The organism is Mucilaginibacter myungsuensis (assembly GCF_015222005.1).
GTDB classification, from domain to species: Bacteria; Bacteroidota; Bacteroidia; order Sphingobacteriales; family Sphingobacteriaceae; genus Mucilaginibacter; species Mucilaginibacter myungsuensis.
In genome coordinates this window covers 24,111-42,784 of record NZ_JADFFL010000006.1, presented here as the reverse complement: position 1 = coordinate 42,784, position 18,674 = coordinate 24,111, and the positions used below count along the sequence as shown (strand labels likewise).

General features: G+C 47.8%; 18 protein-coding genes. 14 read left to right on the top strand and 4 right to left on the bottom strand.

Features of this window, described 5'->3' with window-relative positions:
* Positions 1–72: 72 nt before the first annotated feature.
* Positions 73–2,781: a TonB-dependent receptor gene (locus tag IRJ16_RS15565; RefSeq protein WP_194112543.1), complete on the bottom strand. Its 2,709-nt coding sequence runs from the start codon at positions 2,779–2,781 to the stop codon at positions 73–75.
* A 335-nt stretch (positions 2,782–3,116) separates the two neighbouring features.
* Between IRJ16_RS15565 and IRJ16_RS15560 the strand changes: the two genes are divergently transcribed.
* From IRJ16_RS15560 to IRJ16_RS15510, 11 genes are all read left to right on the top strand, one after another.
* Entirely contained in the window at positions 3,117–3,488 is a 372-nt protein-coding gene (locus IRJ16_RS15560) for a hypothetical protein (protein WP_228080222.1), read from the top strand.
* A 212-nt stretch (positions 3,489–3,700) separates the two neighbouring features.
* A complete protein-coding gene (locus tag IRJ16_RS15555; RefSeq protein WP_194112542.1) occupies positions 3,701–6,508 on the top strand; it encodes a 2-oxoglutarate dehydrogenase E1 component in 2,808 nt (935 codons plus the stop codon).
* Between the two features lie 79 nt (positions 6,509–6,587).
* The gene (gene odhB, locus IRJ16_RS15550) at positions 6,588–8,150 is read left to right on the top strand and encodes a 2-oxoglutarate dehydrogenase complex dihydrolipoyllysine-residue succinyltransferase (protein ID WP_194112541.1); all 1,563 of its coding nucleotides are present in this window, start codon (positions 6,588–6,590) and stop codon (positions 8,148–8,150) included.
* Between the two features lie 329 nt (positions 8,151–8,479).
* Positions 8,480–9,385, top strand: coding sequence for a metallophosphoesterase family protein (locus tag IRJ16_RS15545; protein ID WP_194112540.1), 906 nt, complete (start codon positions 8,480–8,482; stop codon positions 9,383–9,385).
* Between the two features lie 55 nt (positions 9,386–9,440).
* Positions 9,441–10,109, top strand: coding sequence for an NAD-dependent epimerase/dehydratase family protein (locus tag IRJ16_RS15540; protein ID WP_194112539.1), 669 nt, complete (start codon positions 9,441–9,443; stop codon positions 10,107–10,109).
* Positions 10,110–10,139: 30 nt separating this feature from the next.
* Entirely contained in the window at positions 10,140–10,520 is a 381-nt protein-coding gene (locus IRJ16_RS15535) for a DUF4476 domain-containing protein (protein ID WP_194112538.1), read from the top strand.
* 12 nt (positions 10,521–10,532) lie between these two features.
* Positions 10,533–10,868, top strand: coding sequence for a tRNA-binding protein (locus tag IRJ16_RS15530; protein WP_194112537.1), 336 nt, complete (start codon positions 10,533–10,535; stop codon positions 10,866–10,868).
* Position 10,869: 1 nt separating this feature from the next.
* Positions 10,870–11,283, top strand: coding sequence for an SdpI family protein (locus tag IRJ16_RS15525; protein ID WP_194112536.1), 414 nt, complete (start codon positions 10,870–10,872; stop codon positions 11,281–11,283).
* A gap of 4 nt (positions 11,284–11,287) precedes the next feature.
* A complete protein-coding gene (locus IRJ16_RS15520; protein ID WP_194112535.1) occupies positions 11,288–11,668 on the top strand; it encodes an SdpI family protein in 381 nt (126 codons plus the stop codon).
* Positions 11,665–12,144 carry a nucleoside deaminase gene (locus IRJ16_RS15515; RefSeq protein WP_194112534.1) on the top strand — a complete coding sequence of 160 codons (480 nt, stop codon included), beginning with the start codon at positions 11,665–11,667 and terminating at the stop codon, positions 12,142–12,144. Before IRJ16_RS15520 ends, IRJ16_RS15515 begins: the two co-directional genes overlap by 4 nt.
* Positions 12,145–12,278: 134 nt before the next feature.
* Entirely contained in the window at positions 12,279–12,740 is a 462-nt protein-coding gene (locus IRJ16_RS15510; RefSeq protein ID WP_194112533.1) for a hypothetical protein, read from the top strand.
* A gap of 60 nt (positions 12,741–12,800) precedes the next feature.
* On the opposite strand, the gene IRJ16_RS15505 is transcribed toward IRJ16_RS15510, so the two are convergent.
* Together IRJ16_RS15505 and IRJ16_RS15500 are read right to left on the bottom strand one after the other, a co-directional pair.
* Positions 12,801–13,085, bottom strand: coding sequence for a type II toxin-antitoxin system RelE/ParE family toxin (locus tag IRJ16_RS15505; RefSeq protein ID WP_194112532.1), 285 nt, complete (start codon positions 13,083–13,085; stop codon positions 12,801–12,803).
* On the bottom strand, positions 13,085–13,288 hold the full coding sequence (locus tag IRJ16_RS15500) for a DUF2683 family protein (protein WP_194112531.1): 204 nt from the start codon (positions 13,286–13,288) through the stop codon (positions 13,085–13,087). Before IRJ16_RS15500 ends, IRJ16_RS15505 begins: the two co-directional genes overlap by 1 nt.
* Before the next feature lie 103 nt (positions 13,289–13,391).
* Here IRJ16_RS15500 and acpS point away from each other — a divergent pair, with 103 nt between their 5' ends.
* Both acpS and IRJ16_RS15490 read left to right on the top strand, forming a co-directional pair.
* Entirely contained in the window at positions 13,392–13,766 is a 375-nt protein-coding gene (gene acpS, locus IRJ16_RS15495) for a holo-ACP synthase (RefSeq protein WP_194112530.1), read from the top strand.
* Complete coding sequence (locus IRJ16_RS15490; RefSeq protein WP_194112529.1) at positions 13,767–15,035, top strand: phenylacetate--CoA ligase family protein; 1,269 nt, start codon at positions 13,767–13,769, stop codon at positions 15,033–15,035.
* 34 nt (positions 15,036–15,069) lie between these two features.
* Here IRJ16_RS15490 and IRJ16_RS15485 read toward each other — a convergent pair whose 3' ends face one another.
* A complete protein-coding gene (locus IRJ16_RS15485) occupies positions 15,070–17,613 on the bottom strand; it encodes a DUF5686 and carboxypeptidase-like regulatory domain-containing protein (protein ID WP_194112528.1) in 2,544 nt (847 codons plus the stop codon).
* A gap of 249 nt (positions 17,614–17,862) precedes the next feature.
* Here IRJ16_RS15485 and IRJ16_RS15480 point away from each other — a divergent pair, with 249 nt between their 5' ends.
* The gene (locus tag IRJ16_RS15480) at positions 17,863–18,654 is read left to right on the top strand and encodes a DUF3108 domain-containing protein (protein WP_194112527.1); all 792 of its coding nucleotides are present in this window, start codon (positions 17,863–17,865) and stop codon (positions 18,652–18,654) included.
* Positions 18,655–18,674: the final 20 nt, after the last annotated feature.

The window sequence follows — 18,674 nt, the reverse complement described above, 5'->3', positions numbered from 1 at the left end:
TTCTTAGATCCCATGTATTCTTCACTAACATACCTGGTCACTTGTCACCGATCACTGCTCACTGAAGCAACCCTACTCCACCTTATACCGCAACACTTGTCGCCCAAGGTTGCCATCGGCATCAATGCCTTCAACCACCACTCGGTAGCTGCCCTTGCCGTCGGCATTGAAATAGCTTGTCGTAGCTTTACCATCCTTGCCTGTCACCAGGTTTGGCGCCCAGAAAATGGTAGAGCGGTAGTCGGCCATGGCCGGGCCATTGTTTGGCGCATCATACTTTGGTGCGTAGAACTCGCGCACCGTATTATAGCCTTTTGGCGCATAGGTGATCAGTCCGGGGGCGTACCGGTAATTGGCACTATTGGCCGACGAACCTCCGCGTTTACTGGTGATCACCAGCAGACCGCCATTCCCCTGTGTACCGTAAATATTGGTGTATTGCGGGGTACGCAGCACCTCAATGGTCTCTACGTCCTGCGTCACAATGTTATCCAAACCAAAATTACTGCCCATGGGCATACCGTCGAGCACAATGGTCATGGGCACATTAGGCGTACGGGTAGAGTAAGGTATCCCGCCGCGGAACATCACAAAGTTAAGCCTGCCGTTCAGGCACATGTCCAGCGTTGGGCAGGTGGAAAGGTCATCGGCTTTAAGGATCTGGTTGGCATTGCCCCCGCCATTTAAATTGGCCGAGTTTTGCATCGTCTTTTTCTTTTCGGCTATCACCACTTCCTTCAATACCGTTACGTGGTTGCCCAAACCGTATTTAATATCCTGCAGATACTGGTTCTTGCTGTTCAACAGATAAGTACTCAGCACATCGCTTTGGCCCACCACAAGATCGGGCGCGTTACGGTTGGCGCCGGTAGCCGGGGCAGCTATGTCATCCATTTCTATCTCCACATTTTTGCCCCCTTTCGCGGTACGTGCCTGTATCACAAAGCGGATACTGTCCTTAAAGATCATATCCTTGAAAACGAAACGGCCATCCGCATCGGCCACGGTATCTAAAATGAACGGACCACTGGCCGTAGTGAAAAGCGTTACTTTTGCGCCCGGGGCAGGCTGTTTACCACTTTTTACGGTGCCCGATATCGTGATCTCTTGCTCGGCCTTAAACGCTATCGGCGGGAACACATCGCTCAGGATCTGTTTCCAGGCAAAGCGGCGATAGCCTTGGGTCAGCATCAACGCGTCCAGATCGGCGTTGGTTTGCTCGGTAGGTTTGTTAAAATAGTAGTTGGGCTTTTCTATATAACCTTTCAGGTCGCTGGTCAGCAGGATGTTGTTGAGGATGGTGGTTTCGTCATCTTCGTCAACCTGCACCTTACTTTCGTCTATCACCACTACCGAGAACGTCCCTACCGACGGTTGACCACCCGGGGTATTTGCCCCCACTGTTAAGTTCACCTTTTGGCGTGGTGCATAGGTCTGCTTATCCGTACCGATGCTCAGTTTCATCAGGTCATCATTCCTTACAAAAAGCAAACGCTCAGCCAACGGCTCGCCGGCCGACGAGAACATGGTGAATTGCACGATCCCTGTCGGGAAACGGTTTTTGGGAATGCTTGCCGTCAGGCTGGCTTTATTGATCAGCGTATTGGCCGCGTAATAAATATGGCCATTCTGCTGCGCCACCACGCTAATGGAGGTATTGCCTGCATCGGCCAATTGCTTGCTTGCACCTATCCGCAGCAGGATATTCTCTTTATCGGTTTCGAACACGCCCATATTGTAGCCCGTAGCCGCGGCGGCAGGCAGGTTGATCGTCTGCTCCGAACCATCCGGCAGTTTAACTACAGCCTTGTAGGTTTTACCTGTTTCGGGTGTCAGCATAGCAAAACCCATCCCGTAGTGCGATCGGCCAAGGGCGGCAACGTCGGCATTGTTATTGTCTTTGATCGTCCCGGTTACGTCGACACCCAGGCCATCCGCTCCGGTTGCTTTAAAAGCGACCTTGGTGCGCGATCCGGCAACCATAGTGCCTCCTTCTGGGAAGAATTGCACATCGACCGTGTTAGACAATGCCTTCACCGGCACTACCTGCACATCGCTCTTTTTATCGGCATACTTTATAGTGGTTACTATACGTGCCGACCGTTGTTCGGCCTGACCACTAAAGCTGACCCGGAGCGCCCCGGCAGCATCGGTTGTGCCCTTGCCTTTGGCGATGTTGGCGTTGGTGCCTTGCACCTCGTAGCTGACCTCTTTATTGGCGTAAGGTTTACCGTTCAGGTCGGCATAAGTGATGGTGGCATTCACTTGCGGTTTGCCGTTAGCGTTGACGTAAGTAAAATTAGTTTTGGTGTAGACGGCATTGCCGGCCACGTTCCCGATCACCAACGTCTTGTCAAAAAAATAGTCGCCGCCGGCATTGCGCATGTAATTGGTGTAGGCGCGTACGCGATAGTTGCCCGCCCTTAAGGTATCTGCAAGCGAAAAGTCACCCCAGGCTATGCCATTACTCACCATTAGCTTAAGACTTTGTTTGATCGAGTCGCGGTCGTTAATAAGGTCGACATAGAGGATCTTGCTCAGGGCCGATAGCTGGTGCTTATCGCCGACGGTAACGTAAGCCTTGAACCAGATATCCTCGCCGGTGGCATAAAAAGGTTTATCCAGATGCAGGTACACTTTTTCCTGTGGCTGCTCGTCGGCCCATTTACTTAGCTGGGTAACTATCTTTTTGATGGGATCGTCGTCCGCACGAATAAAGGCCAGCAACGCTACAGCGCACACCAGACCGGCCAAACCCCAAATGCTTTTAATGGATCTCATAACGCCAACAGGAAAATGTATTACTAAGTTACGTAAAAACGGAACGGTAAATTTTGACTAATAGTTTTGACCGTGAGGCGAATTCATGCATTCTTCATATTGGGAGGGTTAAGAGCGATCTCAATGCAAAGGGCATAAAGAACACCTCCCTCCTTGGGGCATAGCAGTCAACTTGTGGATCTGCGATATATATCAAACAATAATTAACAGCCTCCCCGCCCTCTTTCCGCCGAGGGCGAAGAAAGGGCAACGGCCACCGCAGCGTCGCCGGGGTGAGTCTACGCCGAGGCAGGACCTTTGCAATGTCGCCAATAAACCATTATCTTTAAACCGCTATGCCTGATATCACCCTCGAAAAAGCAGAATATATCTTTGTACACTATTCAAACTTGCTTTCTTTAACCGAGAAAAAGGCCCTCAAGCATTATCATTCTACCTTAAAGTTAGAAGACCAAGGCAATACCCCGCTCAGGCGTATGTATATGAAGGTGGGCTGGTTAACGGATGACCCCATCGTATTGAATTATTTGAGTGAAGGTTATATCCAATTTATGCTAACCTGTGCGGAGCGTATATTAACCGAGCGTCCTAATGATGTATTATTTAATTTATGCCCGATCTGCAAAAAGTTAGCCCGCACGCCACATGCAAAACAGTGCCGCCATTGCGGGCACAACTGGCATCCGGTGGCGATTGATCCCAACTAAAAATAAATCTCCCATCCCCGCAATCATTTCCTCCCAAAATCCGTTTAAAAGGAGATAGTGTATCGAATTAAAAGACCAATCGGTATATTTTTTTACGTCCCGCTTGAAAAACAGTCAGTTTGCAGACATATTGGTGTTTTTTCTCCAATATTATTTTTCAGCGTTCGGGTTTATTGTTTTAGTTTTGCAGGGTCTTTACAGATCAATTTTACATGGATCGCTTAAATTATATTAACAGCGCCAATGCCGACTATATCAGCGGCCTCTACGACGCTTACCAACAAGACCCTGAGTCAGTCGACTTTGGGTGGCAAAAATTTTTTGAAGGATTTGAATTTGGACAAAGCGGAGGGGATGGTGTTACAGCCGCCGACGCGCCTGTACCAAACTCTGAGCACGCGCTGAAAGAGATCAACGCGTTGAATATGATACACGGGTACCGCCAGCGCGGTCACCTGTTCAGCAAAACTAACCCGGTGCGCGAACGCCGTCAGCACTTTCCTGGTAAAGAACTGGAAGTGTTCGGCTTGAGCGATGCTGATCTGGATACCGTATTTAATGCCGGTATCGAGCTGGGGATCGGTCCCGCTAAATTAAAAGATATCCGTGCCGTTTTGGAGCAGACCTACTGCGGACCTATCGGTGCCGAATATAAATACCTGCGTAACCCCATCAAGACCAAGTGGTTTGAGGAGCGCATGGAAAGCAAACGCAACACGCCGAACTTTACTGCCGACGAAAAGAAACAGATCTTTGGTAAGCTGAATCAGGCGGTTGGTTTCGAGAACTTTTTAGGTACCAAGTTCCTTGGTCAAAAACGTTTCTCGTTAGAAGGTGGCGAGGCGCTTATCCCGGCCCTTAACTCGATCATTGTTAAAGGTGCTGAGTTGGGTATTGAAGAGTTTACCATCGGTATGGCTCACCGCGGCCGTTTAAACGTATTGGCCAACATCATGGAAAAATCGTACAAAGAGATCTTTGCCGAATTCCAGGGTAAGAACTACGATGCCGATTCTCCGCATGGTGGCGACGTGAAGTATCACTTAGGATACTCTACGGATATCCAAACTAACGGCAAAAAAGTTCACCTGAGCCTTTGCCCTAACCCATCGCACCTGGAAACGGTTGACCCGGTGGTTGAAGGTTTAACGCGCTCTAAAATCGACTTTAAATACAACGGTGATCATAACAAGATAGCCCCTATACTGATCCATGGCGACGCTTCGGTTGCCGGTCAGGGTATCGTATATGAGGTGTTGCAGATGGAAAGCCTGGAAGGTTACCGTACCGGTGGTACCATCCACGTGGTGATCAATAACCAGATCGGTTTTACCACCAACTATAAAGACGCCCGGAGCAGTACCTACTGTACCGATGTTGCCAAGACCGTTTTAGCGCCCGTTTTCCACGTTAATGGTGATGATGCTGAGGCTTTGGCTTATGCGATCAACCTGGCTATGGAATATCGCCAGGCATTTAACGGTGATGTGTTCATCGATATCTTGTGCTACCGCAGATACGGCCATAACGAGTCGGACGAGCCTAAGTTCACTCAGCCTTTATTATATAAGGCGATAGAGGCGCATGCTAATCCGTTAGAGATCTACAAACAAAAACTATTGGCCGAAGGCGTTATTGACGATGCCGCTGCCAAAAAGATAGAAAGTGATTTCCGCGCCATTTTACAGGCCGACCTTGACGCAAGCAAGGCAGAGGATAAGGTGATAGAAAGCCGCCCGATGTTCTTAGGCGCATGGCAAGGTTTTCACCTGGCTACCGATAAAGAGGTTGCAGCATCGCAAGATACCGCCGTGCCTGAAGCTGAATTATTAGCTATCGGTAAAACCATCACCAATTTACCTAAGGAAAAGCAATTCTTTAAAAAGATAGAGAAGCTGTTTGACGACCGTAAGAAAATGGTGGAGCAGACCCAAATCTTTGATTGGGCCATGGGCGAGTTATTGGCCTACGGTACACTACTAAAAGAAGGCCACCCGGTACGTTTAAGCGGCGAGGACGTTAAACGTGGTACTTTCTCTCACCGTCACGCGGTGTTGACTTTGGCTGAATCCGAAGAAGAGTATTCTCCGTTAGCAACTATTGAAGGTGCTGCACCTTTTTATATCTATAACTCATTGTTATCTGAATACGGTGTCCTTGGTTTCGATTATGGTTATGCCTTGGCTAACCCTAACGCGCTGACCATTTGGGAAGCCCAATTTGGCGACTTTGTGAACGGTGCGCAGATCATCATCGATCAGTACATTGCCAGTTCTGAAACTAAATGGCAGCGTGGTAATGGTTTGGTGATGTTGTTGCCGCACGGTTTTGAAGGGCAAGGTCCGGAGCACTCATCTGCCCGTATCGAACGCTTTATGGAGCTTTGCGCTGATAACAATATCCAAGTGGCGAACGTGACCACCCCAGCCAACTTCTTCCACATCATGCGTCGGCAGTTGAAGCGTGATTTCCGTAAGCCGCTGATCATTTTCTCGCCTAAGAGTTTATTGCGCCACCCGGCTTGTGTATCCCCGTTAAAAGATTTTACTGAAGGTAAATTCTGCGAGATCATTGACGATAGCTACGTAGACAATAAGAAAGTGAAACGCGTATTGTTCGTGTCAGGTAAACTGTATTACGAATTGTTGGATAAACAGCAAGCCGATAAACGTAAAGACGTAGCGATCGTTCGTGTAGAGCAATTGTACCCTACACCGGTTATCGCGATGCAAAAAATGAAGTCGAAATACAGCAACGCTACCGATTTTATTTGGGTGCAGGAAGAGCCTGAGAACATGGGTGCATGGCCATATATGCTGCGCAAATTCCGCAAGAGCGAATTGCAGTTGGATGTGATATCGCGTAAAGAGAGTGCGAGTACCGCTACAGGTTACGCTAAACAACACGCGTCGCAACAGGCTTATATCATCAGCAAAGCTTTTGAATCGCCGGTAAGCAACGAGGCTAAAGAAAAAATAAAAGCGACTACCGAAAAAATGAACAAGGTAGTAGCCGACTAAATTATACGTGGGTGGTTGGTGAGTAGTTCACTACTTCGTCAACCACTCACTGATCACACAATCAACTATTCACAACACTATGAGTTTAGAGATCAAAGTTCCTGCCGTTGGCGAATCTATCACCGAAGTTACCCTATCAAGCTGGAAGAAAAAGACCGGCGATGTTGTAGCCATGGACGAAGTAATAGCCGAACTGGAATCAGACAAAGCTACTTTTGAATTGACCGCCGAAAAAGCAGGCACGTTGACCACCTTAGTTGCTGAAGGCGAAACCATCGCTATTGGTACTGCTGTAGCTAAGATCGATGAAGGCGCGGGCGCACCTGCTGCCGCTCCGGCCGCTGAAGCTGCTCCTGCACCGGTAGCTGAGGCTGCACCTGCCGCAACTCCGGCCCCAAAAGCTCCTGCTGCTGCACCTGCCGCCGCGATAGAAGTAAAAGTACCAGCCGTTGGTGAGTCGATCACCGAGGTTACCCTATCACGCTGGATCAAAAAAGACGGCGATACAGTAGCCATGGACGAAGCCATTGCCGAACTGGAATCAGACAAAGCAACTTTTGAATTAACTGCCGAACAAACAGGCACGTTGAAGACCATCGCTAAAGAAGGTGATGTGTTACCGATAGGTGCTGTGGTTTGTTCGATATCTGCCGGTGGCGCTGCTTCGGCTGCTGCAACCAGCGCACCTGCTCCTGTGGCAAGTGCCGCGCCTGCTGCAACTCCTGCTGCCGGTGGTAGCGGATACGCTGCGGGTACACCATCACCAGCTGCCGGTAAAATATTAGCCGAAAAAGGCATCGCTCCTGAAAGCGTAAGCGGATCGGGTGTTGGTGGCCGTATCACTAAAGGTGATGCTATCGGCGCACAGAAACCTGCTGAAGTTCCTGCCGCTAAACCGGCTGCTCCTGCAGCTGCGCCAAGCGCTCCTGCTAAGGCTGATGCCCGTGGCGAGAAACGCGAAAAAATGTCGAATCTGCGCAAGACCGTTGCCCGCCGCTTAGTTGCGGTTAAGAACGAGACCGCCATGCTGACCACCTTTAACGAGGTTGATATGCAACCGATCATGGAGTTGCGCGGTAAGTACAAAGATAAATTTAAAGAGAAACACGGTGTTGGCCTGGGCTTTATGTCCTTCTTCACCAAAGCCGTTACCGAGGCCCTAAAAGAATGGCCTGCCGTTGGTGCACGTATAGAAGGCGAAGAGGTTGTTTACAGCAACTTTGCAGATATCTCTATCGCGGTATCGGCCCCTAAAGGTCTGGTAGTTCCGGTTATCCGTAACGCTGACGCGATGAGCTTGGCCGAGATCGAAAAAGCGATCGTAGTATTAGCAGGTAAAGCCCGCGAAAGTAAACTGACTATCGAAGAAATGACCGGCGGTACTTTCACCATTACTAACGGTGGTGTGTTCGGTTCGATGATGTCGACCCCGATCATCAACTCGCCGCAATCGGCTATCTTAGGGATGCACAATATCATTGAGCGCCCGGTAGCAGTGAACGGTCAGGTAGTGATCCGCCCGATGATGTACTTAGCATTATCATATGATCACCGCATCATCGACGGTCGCGAGTCGGTAAGCTTCCTGGTACGCGTTAAGCAACTGTTGGAAGATCCTGCAAGATTATTGTTGGGCGTTTAGCCCTCCGGCCCCCTAAAGGGGAGTTAGCATATTCACTTTAAGCCCGGCTCGACGAGTCGGGCTTTTTCTTTGCTTTTAAGTCTCGCTTCCCCGCTTGAGCGGGGTCAGGGGTGTGTCCTTCAGTTGCACAGTCGGCGAAAGGACACACCCCTATGAATGGTTCTGCTTCATCATCGTTCAGCGCATCCTCGCTCAAGCGGGGAGACTCGGGCTTATCACGCAAAGTTAGATCTATCGCACTGCTCAAACTTTTGCCTCCCAATAACTTCACAAAACCAAAACACAAACCAAACATCCCGCTACTACCTTCGCTCCACCAAATTCAAAAGATGGAAAGAAGATCGGCACTAAAAAATCTTGGGGGCTTACTGTTAGCACCCTCGCTAACCTTAGGTAGTGACATCAACGCGACAAAGAAACCAGTATTAAGAGTGGCTCACCTTACCGACATTCACCTAAAGAATAAATTTGATGCGCCGAAGCGTTTTGTAAATTGCCTGCACCATGTACAAAAGCAGTCGCCCAAGGTTGACTTTATTTTGAATGGCGGTGATATCGTGTTCGATATGAATAAGGAGAATATTGATGTCATCAACGCGCAATGGAAGCTGATGAAGGATACCCTTAAAGCCGATTGTAACCTGCCGGTACATTATTGTTTGGGCAATCATGACATCTGGTGGAACGAGAATAATAAAGGGCAAGCAGTTTACGGCAAGCAATATTCTTTAGATCAACTGCAATTAACCAAGTCGTATTCCAGCATGATCAAAGGCGGCTGGAAGTTCATTATCTTAGATAGTGTCCATTTAGATGTTGACAATACCTGGTATATCGGCAAATTAGGTGACGAGCAATTTAACTGGTTGCAAAAAGAATTGGAGCAGACGGATAAGAACATGCCAATATTGGTGATGTCACACATCCCAATTCTAACCGCTACTAACCTCATCGAAGACAACATCATCAACCGTTGGACCATGTACGGCGGCGATATGCACACCGATACGACTAAGATCATCAGCCTGTTTTATAAACACCCTAACGTAAAGTTATGCCTGAGCGGGCATATCCACCTGCGCGAGAAATTGGTTTATAATAACGTTACCTATATTTGTGACGGTGCGGTAAGCGGTGCCTGGTGGGAAGGTAACCGCCGCGAGACCGCTCCCGTTTACGGATTGTTAGATCTGTACGCCGATGGCAGTTTTGAGGAACGGTATGTGAACTATTAGATCATTCGTCCGAACCGCATGCGCCTATCGTGATAATATAGCTTAACGTGGCAATATGAAAAAACTAAAGGTGATCATTACAGGCGCTACCGGCATGGTAGGCGAAGGTGTGTTGCAAGAGTGTTTGCTTCGCGATGAGGTGGCTGAAGTGCTGATCGTTAACCGGAAACCGAGCGGGTTCAGTCACCCTAAGTTGAAAGAGATCATTCATGCTGATTTCTTCGACATATCACCCATCGAAAAGCAATTGACGGGCTACGATGCTTGCTATTTTTGCCTGGGGATATCGTCAGTAGGGGTTGATGCGGATACTTATTACCGCATGACCTATACGCTCACCATGCATGTAGCCGAAACATTGGCCAAACGTAATCCGGAGATGACCTTTTGCTACGTATCAGGCGCCGGCACCGATAGCACCGAACAGGGCAAGACCCGCTGGGCGCGTGTTAAAGGCAAGACCGAAAATGATATAGCCAAACTTCCTTTTAAACAAGTGTTCAACTTTCGCCCGGGAGTGATGACACCTACCAAAGGTGCTAAGAATGTCAACAAATTATATTGGTGGCTATCATGGATGGTGCCGATCATTAAAGTGCTGTTCCCTAACAGTATTTCCACCTTGCAACAAGTGGCTGATGCGATGATACAGGTTACTTTGCATGGTTATCAAAGCACGATCATCGAGGTTAAAGATATACATGCCATAACTATCAGAAAATAAGCGATATTAGTATATCAAACTATTGCGGATATGAAACCTCTGATCGCTATTATCGCCCTGTTCACTTTTTCGGCATTTACCTTTGCCAGGCCGCCTAAAAAGCGCCCTACCCTGGCCATGAGCGATATGGCTATAGAAAGCATCTTAATGTCCATGAAGAATCAGAACGGCGACTACCGTAAACTGGACGTTGTGAAAGGTGGCGTACAGAACAATGCAGATGGCATTACCGTAGCCCAGGAATTAAAACTGTTGAATCAATTCGCGACCGACGAGTATAAGTTGGCCTGCGCCAAATTCCTTTATCCCTGGTGTGTCGACTTTAAGGCTTACGACAAAGTGGTTTACAATATGGCATCGCCTGATGCGCAAAAAGCCATAAAAGCATTTATAGCCAAGGGCGGAAAATAGCTATCTTGCGCTATGGAAACCATCTCATGGCACGATTTTGAGAAAGTAGAGTTAAGAGCAGGCACCGTGTTGCAGGTACTGGATTTCCCCGAGGCGCGTAAACCGGCCTATAAATTACAGGTAGATTTTGGCGAATACGGCATCCGCTGGTCCAGCGCGCAGATCACTAAGCATTACACTAAGGACGAATTGATCGGTCGCCAGATCATAGGCGTCACCAACTTCCCTAAAAAGCAGATAGCTAACTTTATGTCGGAGTTTTTGGTGACGGGTTTGGCCGACGAGAACGGCGATATTGTACTATCGGCCGTTGACAAACCCGTGCCTAACGGCAGCAAACTGATCTGATATGACGGATAAAGAATTAGCCGGACTTTTTGTAGGACCGCACCTCATCGGGATCATATTTGTGATAGCCGCTTCTTTGCAAAAAAAGTGGCAGCCTAAAAAGATCAATAGCCTGTACGGCTACCGCACAACGGCGTCCATGCAAAACCAGCAGGCCTGGGACGAGGCCAACCGCTACTCGGCCAACCTAATGATCAATTTAGGCTGGGTGCTGATCGCGATAGGGGTTATTACCGCCGCCGGTCTGTACTTCATCCCAACGTCCGAAGAGGTTTTTGCTGCTATTACTTTAATTTCTATCCTGGGTAGCTGTTTTGCCAGTGTGGCAGTGCTGCTGACCAAAACAGAACGGCACCTGGAAAAGACGTTTAGCGACAAAAACAACATACGGAATAACGAGCACCAAAACATTTAAACACATGAAAGAAGTAATAAACTGGCTGTACGGCCCGCAAACCATAGGGATGGTATTCCTACTGTTCGGTTTTATCCAGCGCACATGGCCACCCAAAAAAGTGAATGGCTATTACGGCTACAGTAGTCCGGCTACCGAAAGCTCGCCTGAAGTTTGGGCCGAGGCTAACCGTTACGCCCCCGTCGTGATGATCAGGATGGGGCTGGGGATAATTTTGGCAGGCTTGATCATCATGACGGCGGTCCGTTATATCACCCCGCTTAATGCGATGTGGACACAGATAGGTATGTTTGGCAATATGGCTGCTGCCTTGGTTGGCGGCATGACAATGCGGAACAGGACCGAGCGCCATTTGAAAGAGAAATTTGGGATAGATACAGAATGAGGTATATCAACTTTGAAGGCGAGGCCACCATATCGCCCGATGACTTTTTTATGGCCGAAGCCTTGCGCGAGGCCCACTACGCCTTAGCGGAGGACGAGATACCCATTGGCGCCATTGTGGTTTGCCAGGGAAAGATCATTGGCCGTGGCCATAACCTTACCGAGCGGTTGAACGATGTGTCGGCCCATGCCGAGATGCAGGCCCTCACGGCGGCAACCAACTATATAGGCGGTAAATATTTAAAGGATTGTACCCTGTACGTAACCATGGAACCCTGCGTAATGTGCGCAGGGGCGAGTTATTGGTTCCAGGTTGGGAGAATCGTTTTTGGGGCGTACGATGTCCGCATGGGCTTTGGCAGGCTGAACCAAAAGATCACCCACCCTAAAACCCTGATCACCGGCGGCATCCGCGAAAACGAATGTTCGGAATTGGTGAAGGGGTTTTTTAGGAAGAAACGGGAGATGAAGGGGTAGTATTAGCCTTACCCCGAACTTTAATATCAGGACACGAATTATACGGTATCTGTCGTGATAAGCCTGTAGGCTACTAAAGCATCCTGTAACAAATGCCATCCCTATATCTCTAATTAAAAACTATATTTAGGGATATGAAAAAACTATTACTTGCAGCATTGATATTGACCGGACTTGCCTCCTGCACCGAAAACTACTCTAACGGCGAACGTATTGGCGTGATCACTCAGCTATCATACACGGGTGTTAAATGGAAATCATGGGAGGGGCACCTGAACGTGACCCAAACCGGGATGAACAGTAGTGTACCGTTCGATTTTTCGGTGGATAATAATAACGAGGATCCGGCCGTGATCAAACAATTACAGGCCGCTGCCGAAAAAGGCTGGAAGGTAAAATTGGTCTACCACCAAACCCGTGGCAAGAATTGGTTTAATAACCGTGGCGAGACCAGCCACTTTGTTACCAAGGTAGAGGTGCTGGACACCGCCTTGACCAGCTTATTCCACGAGCAGGGCCGTGCAGGCCGGGTGGTGGATACCATTTATGTGGTGATCGATAAATCGGAAGTTAAGAAGCATACCGAGAAGAAATAAATAAAAAGCGCCCGGGAAATCGGGCGCTTTTGTTATATGATCTATCAAACATGGAAGAACTTAGAGAGGTTCTTGTCTGTTATCGAAGAAAAATAAAAGGATGACCTTGGTATCAGCAACAAAATAGAACAATGACGTTTGGCGAGTGATAGTAGCAATGCGGACATCTGCATCTATGGTCGATGCCTTATACATATACGGTTGAAACGCTATCAGGCGGATCGTTCTTTCCGCTTTATTAGAGAAATCATTTGCTGCCTTAATCCCAAATTTAAAGCTGATAAGGTTATAGGTTAGACGTAGCGTTTCTTGCGCTCTGTCCGAATAGACTACCTCTAAAGCCATCAGCCTTTTAACATATCTTTTATTCCGGTATATGGTTTATAGTGACCTTTTTTTGCTTCTTCTAAAGAGCGTTTTACTCCCTCGATCACATAGTCGGGATAAATCTCCTCCTGTTGCTGATAAGCAATATGCATGGTATCGATAACATTTTTTAATGCGGCCATTTGCTCATTGTTTTCCGGATAAACTATCAATGCGTCCATATACAAATATAATTAATAGTTCAGCATAAAGGCAAGCTACTGGCGCGTGTACCCTCAGTTTCCGTCGTTTTTGTTAGATTTGGACTTTAACCCGTAACACAAAATGGTATCAGGCGTAGGTATAGATATGATAGAAGTGCCCCGTTTAAAGGAGAGCATGAAAAAAGAAAGCGGCTTTAGGGAACTGGTCTTCTCTCAGTCAGAGATAGCTTATTGTCAGCCTAAGACCAACCGCTTTGAGCACTATGCCGCACGGTACGCCGCTAAGGAAGCTTTTTTTAAAGCCATCGGTACTGGCTGGCTGGATGGTACCGCTTTTAACGAGGTGCAAATATTAAATGCGCCTAACGGCAAACCGGAGATATCATTTATTGGTTTAACCGCCGAGACCATCAAAAAACTGAAGCTAAAAAATATCCAGGTGTCATTAACCCACCTGAAGGAATTGGCGTCGGCAGTGGTCGTTATCGAAAAGTAAATGGCATTATCCCAAAGCACTATCCAACTGCAGGAACAAAAACTGCGGGAACTGTTGGTCTATCTATCGCAAAACTCGCCCTACTATCGCGAAATGTTCGATAAACAGGCGATCGACATCTCGTCGGTAAGAACACTGGCCGACCTAATCAAACTACCTACCACCGAAAAAGACGACCTGCAAAACCGCAACGATGATTTCCTTTGCGTACCACGCGGTAAGATCATCGAATACACATCTACCTCAGGTACTTTAGGCAGCCCGGTAACTGTACCGTTGACCGAGAACGACCTGCTGCGCCTGGCCGAGAATGAACATAATTCTTTCCGCATAGCTGATGGCCGCCCTAACGATGTCTATCAGTTAATGCTGACCTTAGACAGGCAATTTATGGCCGGCATCGCCTACTATTCGGGCATCCGCAAAATGGGGGCAAGTATTATCAGGCTTGGCCCGGGGGTTCCATCGCTGCAATGGGAGACCATAAAAAGGTTGAAACCAACGGCTATCGTTGCTGTACCGTCTTTTATTTTAAAGCTGATCGCTTTTGCCAAGGCCAACGGCATCAACATGAACAGCACCTCGGTAAAAAAAGCGATCTGCATTGGCGAGAATATCCGCAATACCGATCTGTCGCTGAATATGCTGGGCAAAAAGATAACTGAAGAGTGGGATATCCAACTCTTCAGCACTTATGCGTCAACTGAAATGCAGACCGCTTTTACGGAATGCGTCGCAGGTAAAGGTGGGCACCACCAACCCGAACTGGTTATTGTAGAATTATTGGGTGAGGACGACCAACCTGTCCCGCCAAATACCCCCGGCGAGGTAACCATTACAACTTTGGGTGTAGAGGCCATGCCGTTGTTACGTTACAAAACAGGCGATATTTGTACCTACATGGACGAGCCTTGCGCTTGCGGAAGGGATAGTTTGCGCTTATCGCCATTGATCGGCCGTAAAAAACAAATGATCAAATTTAAAGGGACGACGTTATACCCACCGGCATTGTTCGACCTGCTGAACGAGCGCGAAGAAATACTGGACTTTGTGATCGAGATCTATTCGGACGAGATTGGCCTGGATCAGGTGCAATTGTATCTGGTACCTGCGGATAACAGCGACGAATGCGACCACCGTATCCGCGCTTACCTGCAAGCCAGGTTAAGGGTTAGCCCGATGATCAAATACCTTACTGCCGAAGAAATGGTGAAGATCCAATTCCCCGAGGCGGGGAGGAAGGCTGTGAAGTTTGTGGATAAAAGGTAGTTTTAATTTCAGCAAACGCCGCAGCGGAGCAGCACTACAACCTGAACTGCACACCAAACCTTACGGCCATTGATCGCGGCTGATCGCCAAACTCATCCGGGTGGTTCCGATGGGTAACTCGATATAACAGGTCGACCCTAAAAAACTTAAAGATGTTTTCCAGCCCGTAACCCAATTCCACATACGGTATACCATTTAAACTCCGTGAAGGGCGGTTGGGGAAACCGGAAGATGCACCCCTAAAGCCGGCATTGTTCTCTTCGCGCAAACTACCCCACAGCACGTTAAGGTCGGCCACGGTACGTAGATTGAGCGTTTTTAGCAAGGGGATACTGTTGGTTAACAAACCTTCCATATGCTGCTGGTAGTTAAAGGCCAGGTAGCGATCGCTGGAGTATTCCAGAAAGCGCATAGTGTTAAAGTTAAAACGGTGGTTCTCTAACAACGGGTTTGGCAATATAGATGGCAGGTACACCCCGGTAAACATGTATTCGCCCTTGCCCCAAATGCCCATGTGTACTTTTTGGCGTATGTTGGCAGCAAACCTGTGATACTCAAAATCACCATCGAAGATCTTAAACCCGCGGGTGTAACGGAAAGTAACCACAGGATTATCTTCGCCATTACCCAAAGCTATGCGCTTGTTGATCTTGGCCGACTGCAATACGCGCTTCCCTGGGGTCCATTGCAGTTCTGTTTGCAATTCGGCTACCTGGTAAGTGGTATATTCTTTTCCGTTGATCGGACTATGGTAGTTGAACGGGTAAAGCGGTTCAAAGGTCCGATGGTCGCCGGTAAGCCTTAGTCGCCAATTGGGCCAAATATCCGTTTGTCCGTAAAATTTCAGGTCGCTTTGAATAAATGGCCCGCGGCGCATCACCCGCCCATTACGGGCCGATGCCCTGAAAACGTTATTGACATTATTAAAATTCTCGAATTGATAACCCGTTTGATTAAGGTCATGCGTATACGACACCCCCACCTGCGACCATGGCTTGCGCGATGTAATGTATTCTACCGAGCCATTATAATTCCACCGTTGGTCGGTAAACCCGTAGCTTACATAGCCGCCCAGTATCCAGCGGTCGCTAAAGTATTTGTTGGTTTGCCCGCCTGCCCTAAGCACCGGGCCCTGTACATCGTTATAACTAAATGTGTACAGGTAAGGCCCAAAGCCAAATTTACCAACCCTGTAGTACCCGTTAATTAACATACCCAATATATCGGTGTAGGACTTTACAATAGGCAGGCTTTTCACCGTATCTATGATCTGATACACGCGCTTATCGGTTGCGGTCAAAGGCTCGGGGCGGTTCTGTACCCAGTAGTCTTCATTCTTTACCGAGATGCTGTCGTTCATCGTCATCGGCTCTTTGAACAACTCGCGCGGATAGGTCTGGTTTATCTTAAAGTTTTTGTTGGCTACATAAAAATTACCGATAAAACCCGACCAACTTTTAGCGATGTTGGAGATATTAACAATGATGCGCGTCTTCTCTGGCAACCAGGCGGTAGAGCCTGCGGGTTGCACCATCTCTTGCTGTATCTTTATTTTATCTAAAAAATCAAGGTTGGCATCAGGCGTTACCGATACATCCAGACGGTAAAGCGCATAAGTGTCCTGCGTGATCCACATGGTGCCCACAAAAGCCAGATCATGCGATCGCTTAGGTTTAAATTCTATGCGGTAAAGCTCAACCCCATGGATCTTATCTTGCGAGTCGACCAATTCGTAATTATAGAACATTTTCCAGCTATCTGTAATAGGCGATATAAAGTCCTTACCGGCAAGGCGTACATAGTTTTTATAAAAATTATATTGCTGAAAGGCGCTTCCTACTATCTGCGATACCAGTGTTTCATCCTCAATGCCTATACCGCTGGTGCGGGTACGCTGTATCTTTTCGGTTTTCAGATCTGGGTTATGCTGATGATAAAAGTCGGTCACCGTTTCGCTTACAAACACCGGTAAGTTTGGGGTACCGTCGTCGCCGGCAATTTTTTGCAGGCTATCCATCAGCGGCAAGATCTGTTTCATCACCTTGCGCTGTTTCATCTTATCGCTAATGTTGGTCAGCGACAGGCCAAGGCGGTTATAGCTTTGATATTCGTAACTTTTTAGCTTATCCAGATTATTTTCGTCCTTGTGTTGCACTACACCGTCTAATATCGCCCAGGCGGGGTTGATGTATTTTTTGGGGGTGATGGTCACCGTTTTCAACAACTCAGTATTGGTCTTCATTTGAAAATCGACCGTACCGGTGCGGCCTGCAGGCAGTGGCTTTTTGGTTAGTATGTAGCCGACGTAAGTAGCATATATGCTATCGCCTGTAGCCAGCGGGGTAACTAAGCGGTACACGCCCGAAAAATCGGTAGTGGTGCCTTTAGTGGTGTTGTTGGGTAATTTAACGTAAATAGTCACGTAAGGCAAAGGTTCGCCGGTCTCGGCATCGGTGATCTTGCCGGTATAAGTTTTTACCGATTGCGCACGGGCACACGGACAAAAAGTGAGGACAAAGCACAGAAGGGGGAACAATTTCCCCAAGATGAATAAAAAGCCTTTAGCCTTAGCCTGCATGTAGTAATAGTTATAAAATAGGGGCTTTGCCTTAAAAATTGTCAAGACAAGGCCACAATATAATCATTAATGCCCATTATGTAAAATCTCTGATACATTAAAAGCTGTTAGGGCAACGCTGTTTTTTAGATGATGCCAAAATCGAGCCAAGCCCTTTGCTATCCAACAGACCAACAACGGTTAAGTAACTTAACAGCAGATCGTAACAATGGGTGGACATTGGCTATCTAATAAACAAAACACCTCGCCATGCACAAACACTTACGCGCCGCACTCTTTTTTGCTACAGTTTTATGGGGAACGGCATCTTATGCCCAGGTCGACACTATTGGTTTTGAAAAAGGCCGGCAACTGCAAACTGTCAATTTAAAACCCGGGCTAAAACAATACATAGTGTACTTTCAGCAACCCAAACAAAAAAAGGCGTTGCGCTTGTCGCTATGGGTGCGTGAGGTGAGGAAGGGTACACACAATGCGCAACCGGTCTTTATCACCAGCCAGCACTGGTACGGCAGCGATACGTTGGGGTACCGCACCGTGTATTCGATAAATAGCGCTAAAGATTTTTCGCCTGTGTACCATGCCGAGAATATTGGAGGGAAATTAAAAGCATTCAATTGGACAAAAACGAATATCACCGGTGCCGACACTGTGGCCAATAACACGCATCGAAATTTTAAGCTTGATCTTGCCAAGCCTGTCCTCAACTGGAATTTAGACATCGAGACCTTTGAGCAGTTGCCACTGGCCGCGGGAAAGACCTTCGCTATCAACTTTTACGATGCCGGCCTGGGCGAACCTAAATATGTGTTATATAAAGTGGTCGGCAGCGAGGTTATATCCCTGCTGGATAATATAAAAACCGACTGCTGGAAGTTACAGACCGAAGGTAAAGCACCCGACGGATCGGCCTACACCCAAACCTTTTGGATCAGCAAAAAAGACCACGAGTTTTTAAAAGAAGAAGATGCCTTTGGGGGTATGTACCGTTACAAAATAAAAATGCCCGCTACATCGCCAGATCTTTTACGGCGGTTTTGACGGCAAGTATAAACGAGCTT

Excerpts from the sequence above, each read along its gene's own strand:
- IRJ16_RS15565 (WP_194112543.1), bottom strand. The coding sequence starts at position 2,781 with ATGAGATCCATTAAAAGCATTTGGGGTTTGGCCGGTCTGGTGTGCGCT.
- IRJ16_RS15560 (WP_228080222.1), top strand. The coding sequence starts at position 3,117 with ATGCCTGATATCACCCTCGAAAAAGCAGAATATATCTTTGTACACTAT.
- IRJ16_RS15555 (WP_194112542.1), top strand. The coding sequence starts at position 3,701 with ATGGATCGCTTAAATTATATTAACAGCGCCAATGCCGACTATATCAGC.
- odhB (WP_194112541.1), top strand. The coding sequence starts at position 6,588 with ATGAGTTTAGAGATCAAAGTTCCTGCCGTTGGCGAATCTATCACCGAA.
- IRJ16_RS15545 (WP_194112540.1), top strand. The coding sequence starts at position 8,480 with ATGGAAAGAAGATCGGCACTAAAAAATCTTGGGGGCTTACTGTTAGCA.
- IRJ16_RS15540 (WP_194112539.1), top strand. The coding sequence starts at position 9,441 with ATGAAAAAACTAAAGGTGATCATTACAGGCGCTACCGGCATGGTAGGC.
- IRJ16_RS15535 (WP_194112538.1), top strand. The coding sequence starts at position 10,140 with ATGAAACCTCTGATCGCTATTATCGCCCTGTTCACTTTTTCGGCATTT.
- IRJ16_RS15530 (WP_194112537.1), top strand. The coding sequence starts at position 10,533 with ATGGAAACCATCTCATGGCACGATTTTGAGAAAGTAGAGTTAAGAGCA.
- IRJ16_RS15525 (WP_194112536.1), top strand. The coding sequence starts at position 10,870 with ATGACGGATAAAGAATTAGCCGGACTTTTTGTAGGACCGCACCTCATC.
- IRJ16_RS15520 (WP_194112535.1), top strand. The coding sequence starts at position 11,288 with ATGAAAGAAGTAATAAACTGGCTGTACGGCCCGCAAACCATAGGGATG.
- IRJ16_RS15515 (WP_194112534.1), top strand. The coding sequence starts at position 11,665 with ATGAGGTATATCAACTTTGAAGGCGAGGCCACCATATCGCCCGATGAC.
- IRJ16_RS15510 (WP_194112533.1), top strand. The coding sequence starts at position 12,279 with ATGAAAAAACTATTACTTGCAGCATTGATATTGACCGGACTTGCCTCC.
- IRJ16_RS15505 (WP_194112532.1), bottom strand. The coding sequence starts at position 13,085 with ATGGCTTTAGAGGTAGTCTATTCGGACAGAGCGCAAGAAACGCTACGT.
- IRJ16_RS15500 (WP_194112531.1), bottom strand. The coding sequence starts at position 13,288 with ATGGACGCATTGATAGTTTATCCGGAAAACAATGAGCAAATGGCCGCA.
- acpS (WP_194112530.1), top strand. The coding sequence starts at position 13,392 with ATGGTATCAGGCGTAGGTATAGATATGATAGAAGTGCCCCGTTTAAAG.
- IRJ16_RS15490 (WP_194112529.1), top strand. The coding sequence starts at position 13,767 with ATGGCATTATCCCAAAGCACTATCCAACTGCAGGAACAAAAACTGCGG.
- IRJ16_RS15485 (WP_194112528.1), bottom strand. The coding sequence starts at position 17,613 with ATGCAGGCTAAGGCTAAAGGCTTTTTATTCATCTTGGGGAAATTGTTC.
- IRJ16_RS15480 (WP_194112527.1), top strand. The coding sequence starts at position 17,863 with ATGCACAAACACTTACGCGCCGCACTCTTTTTTGCTACAGTTTTATGG.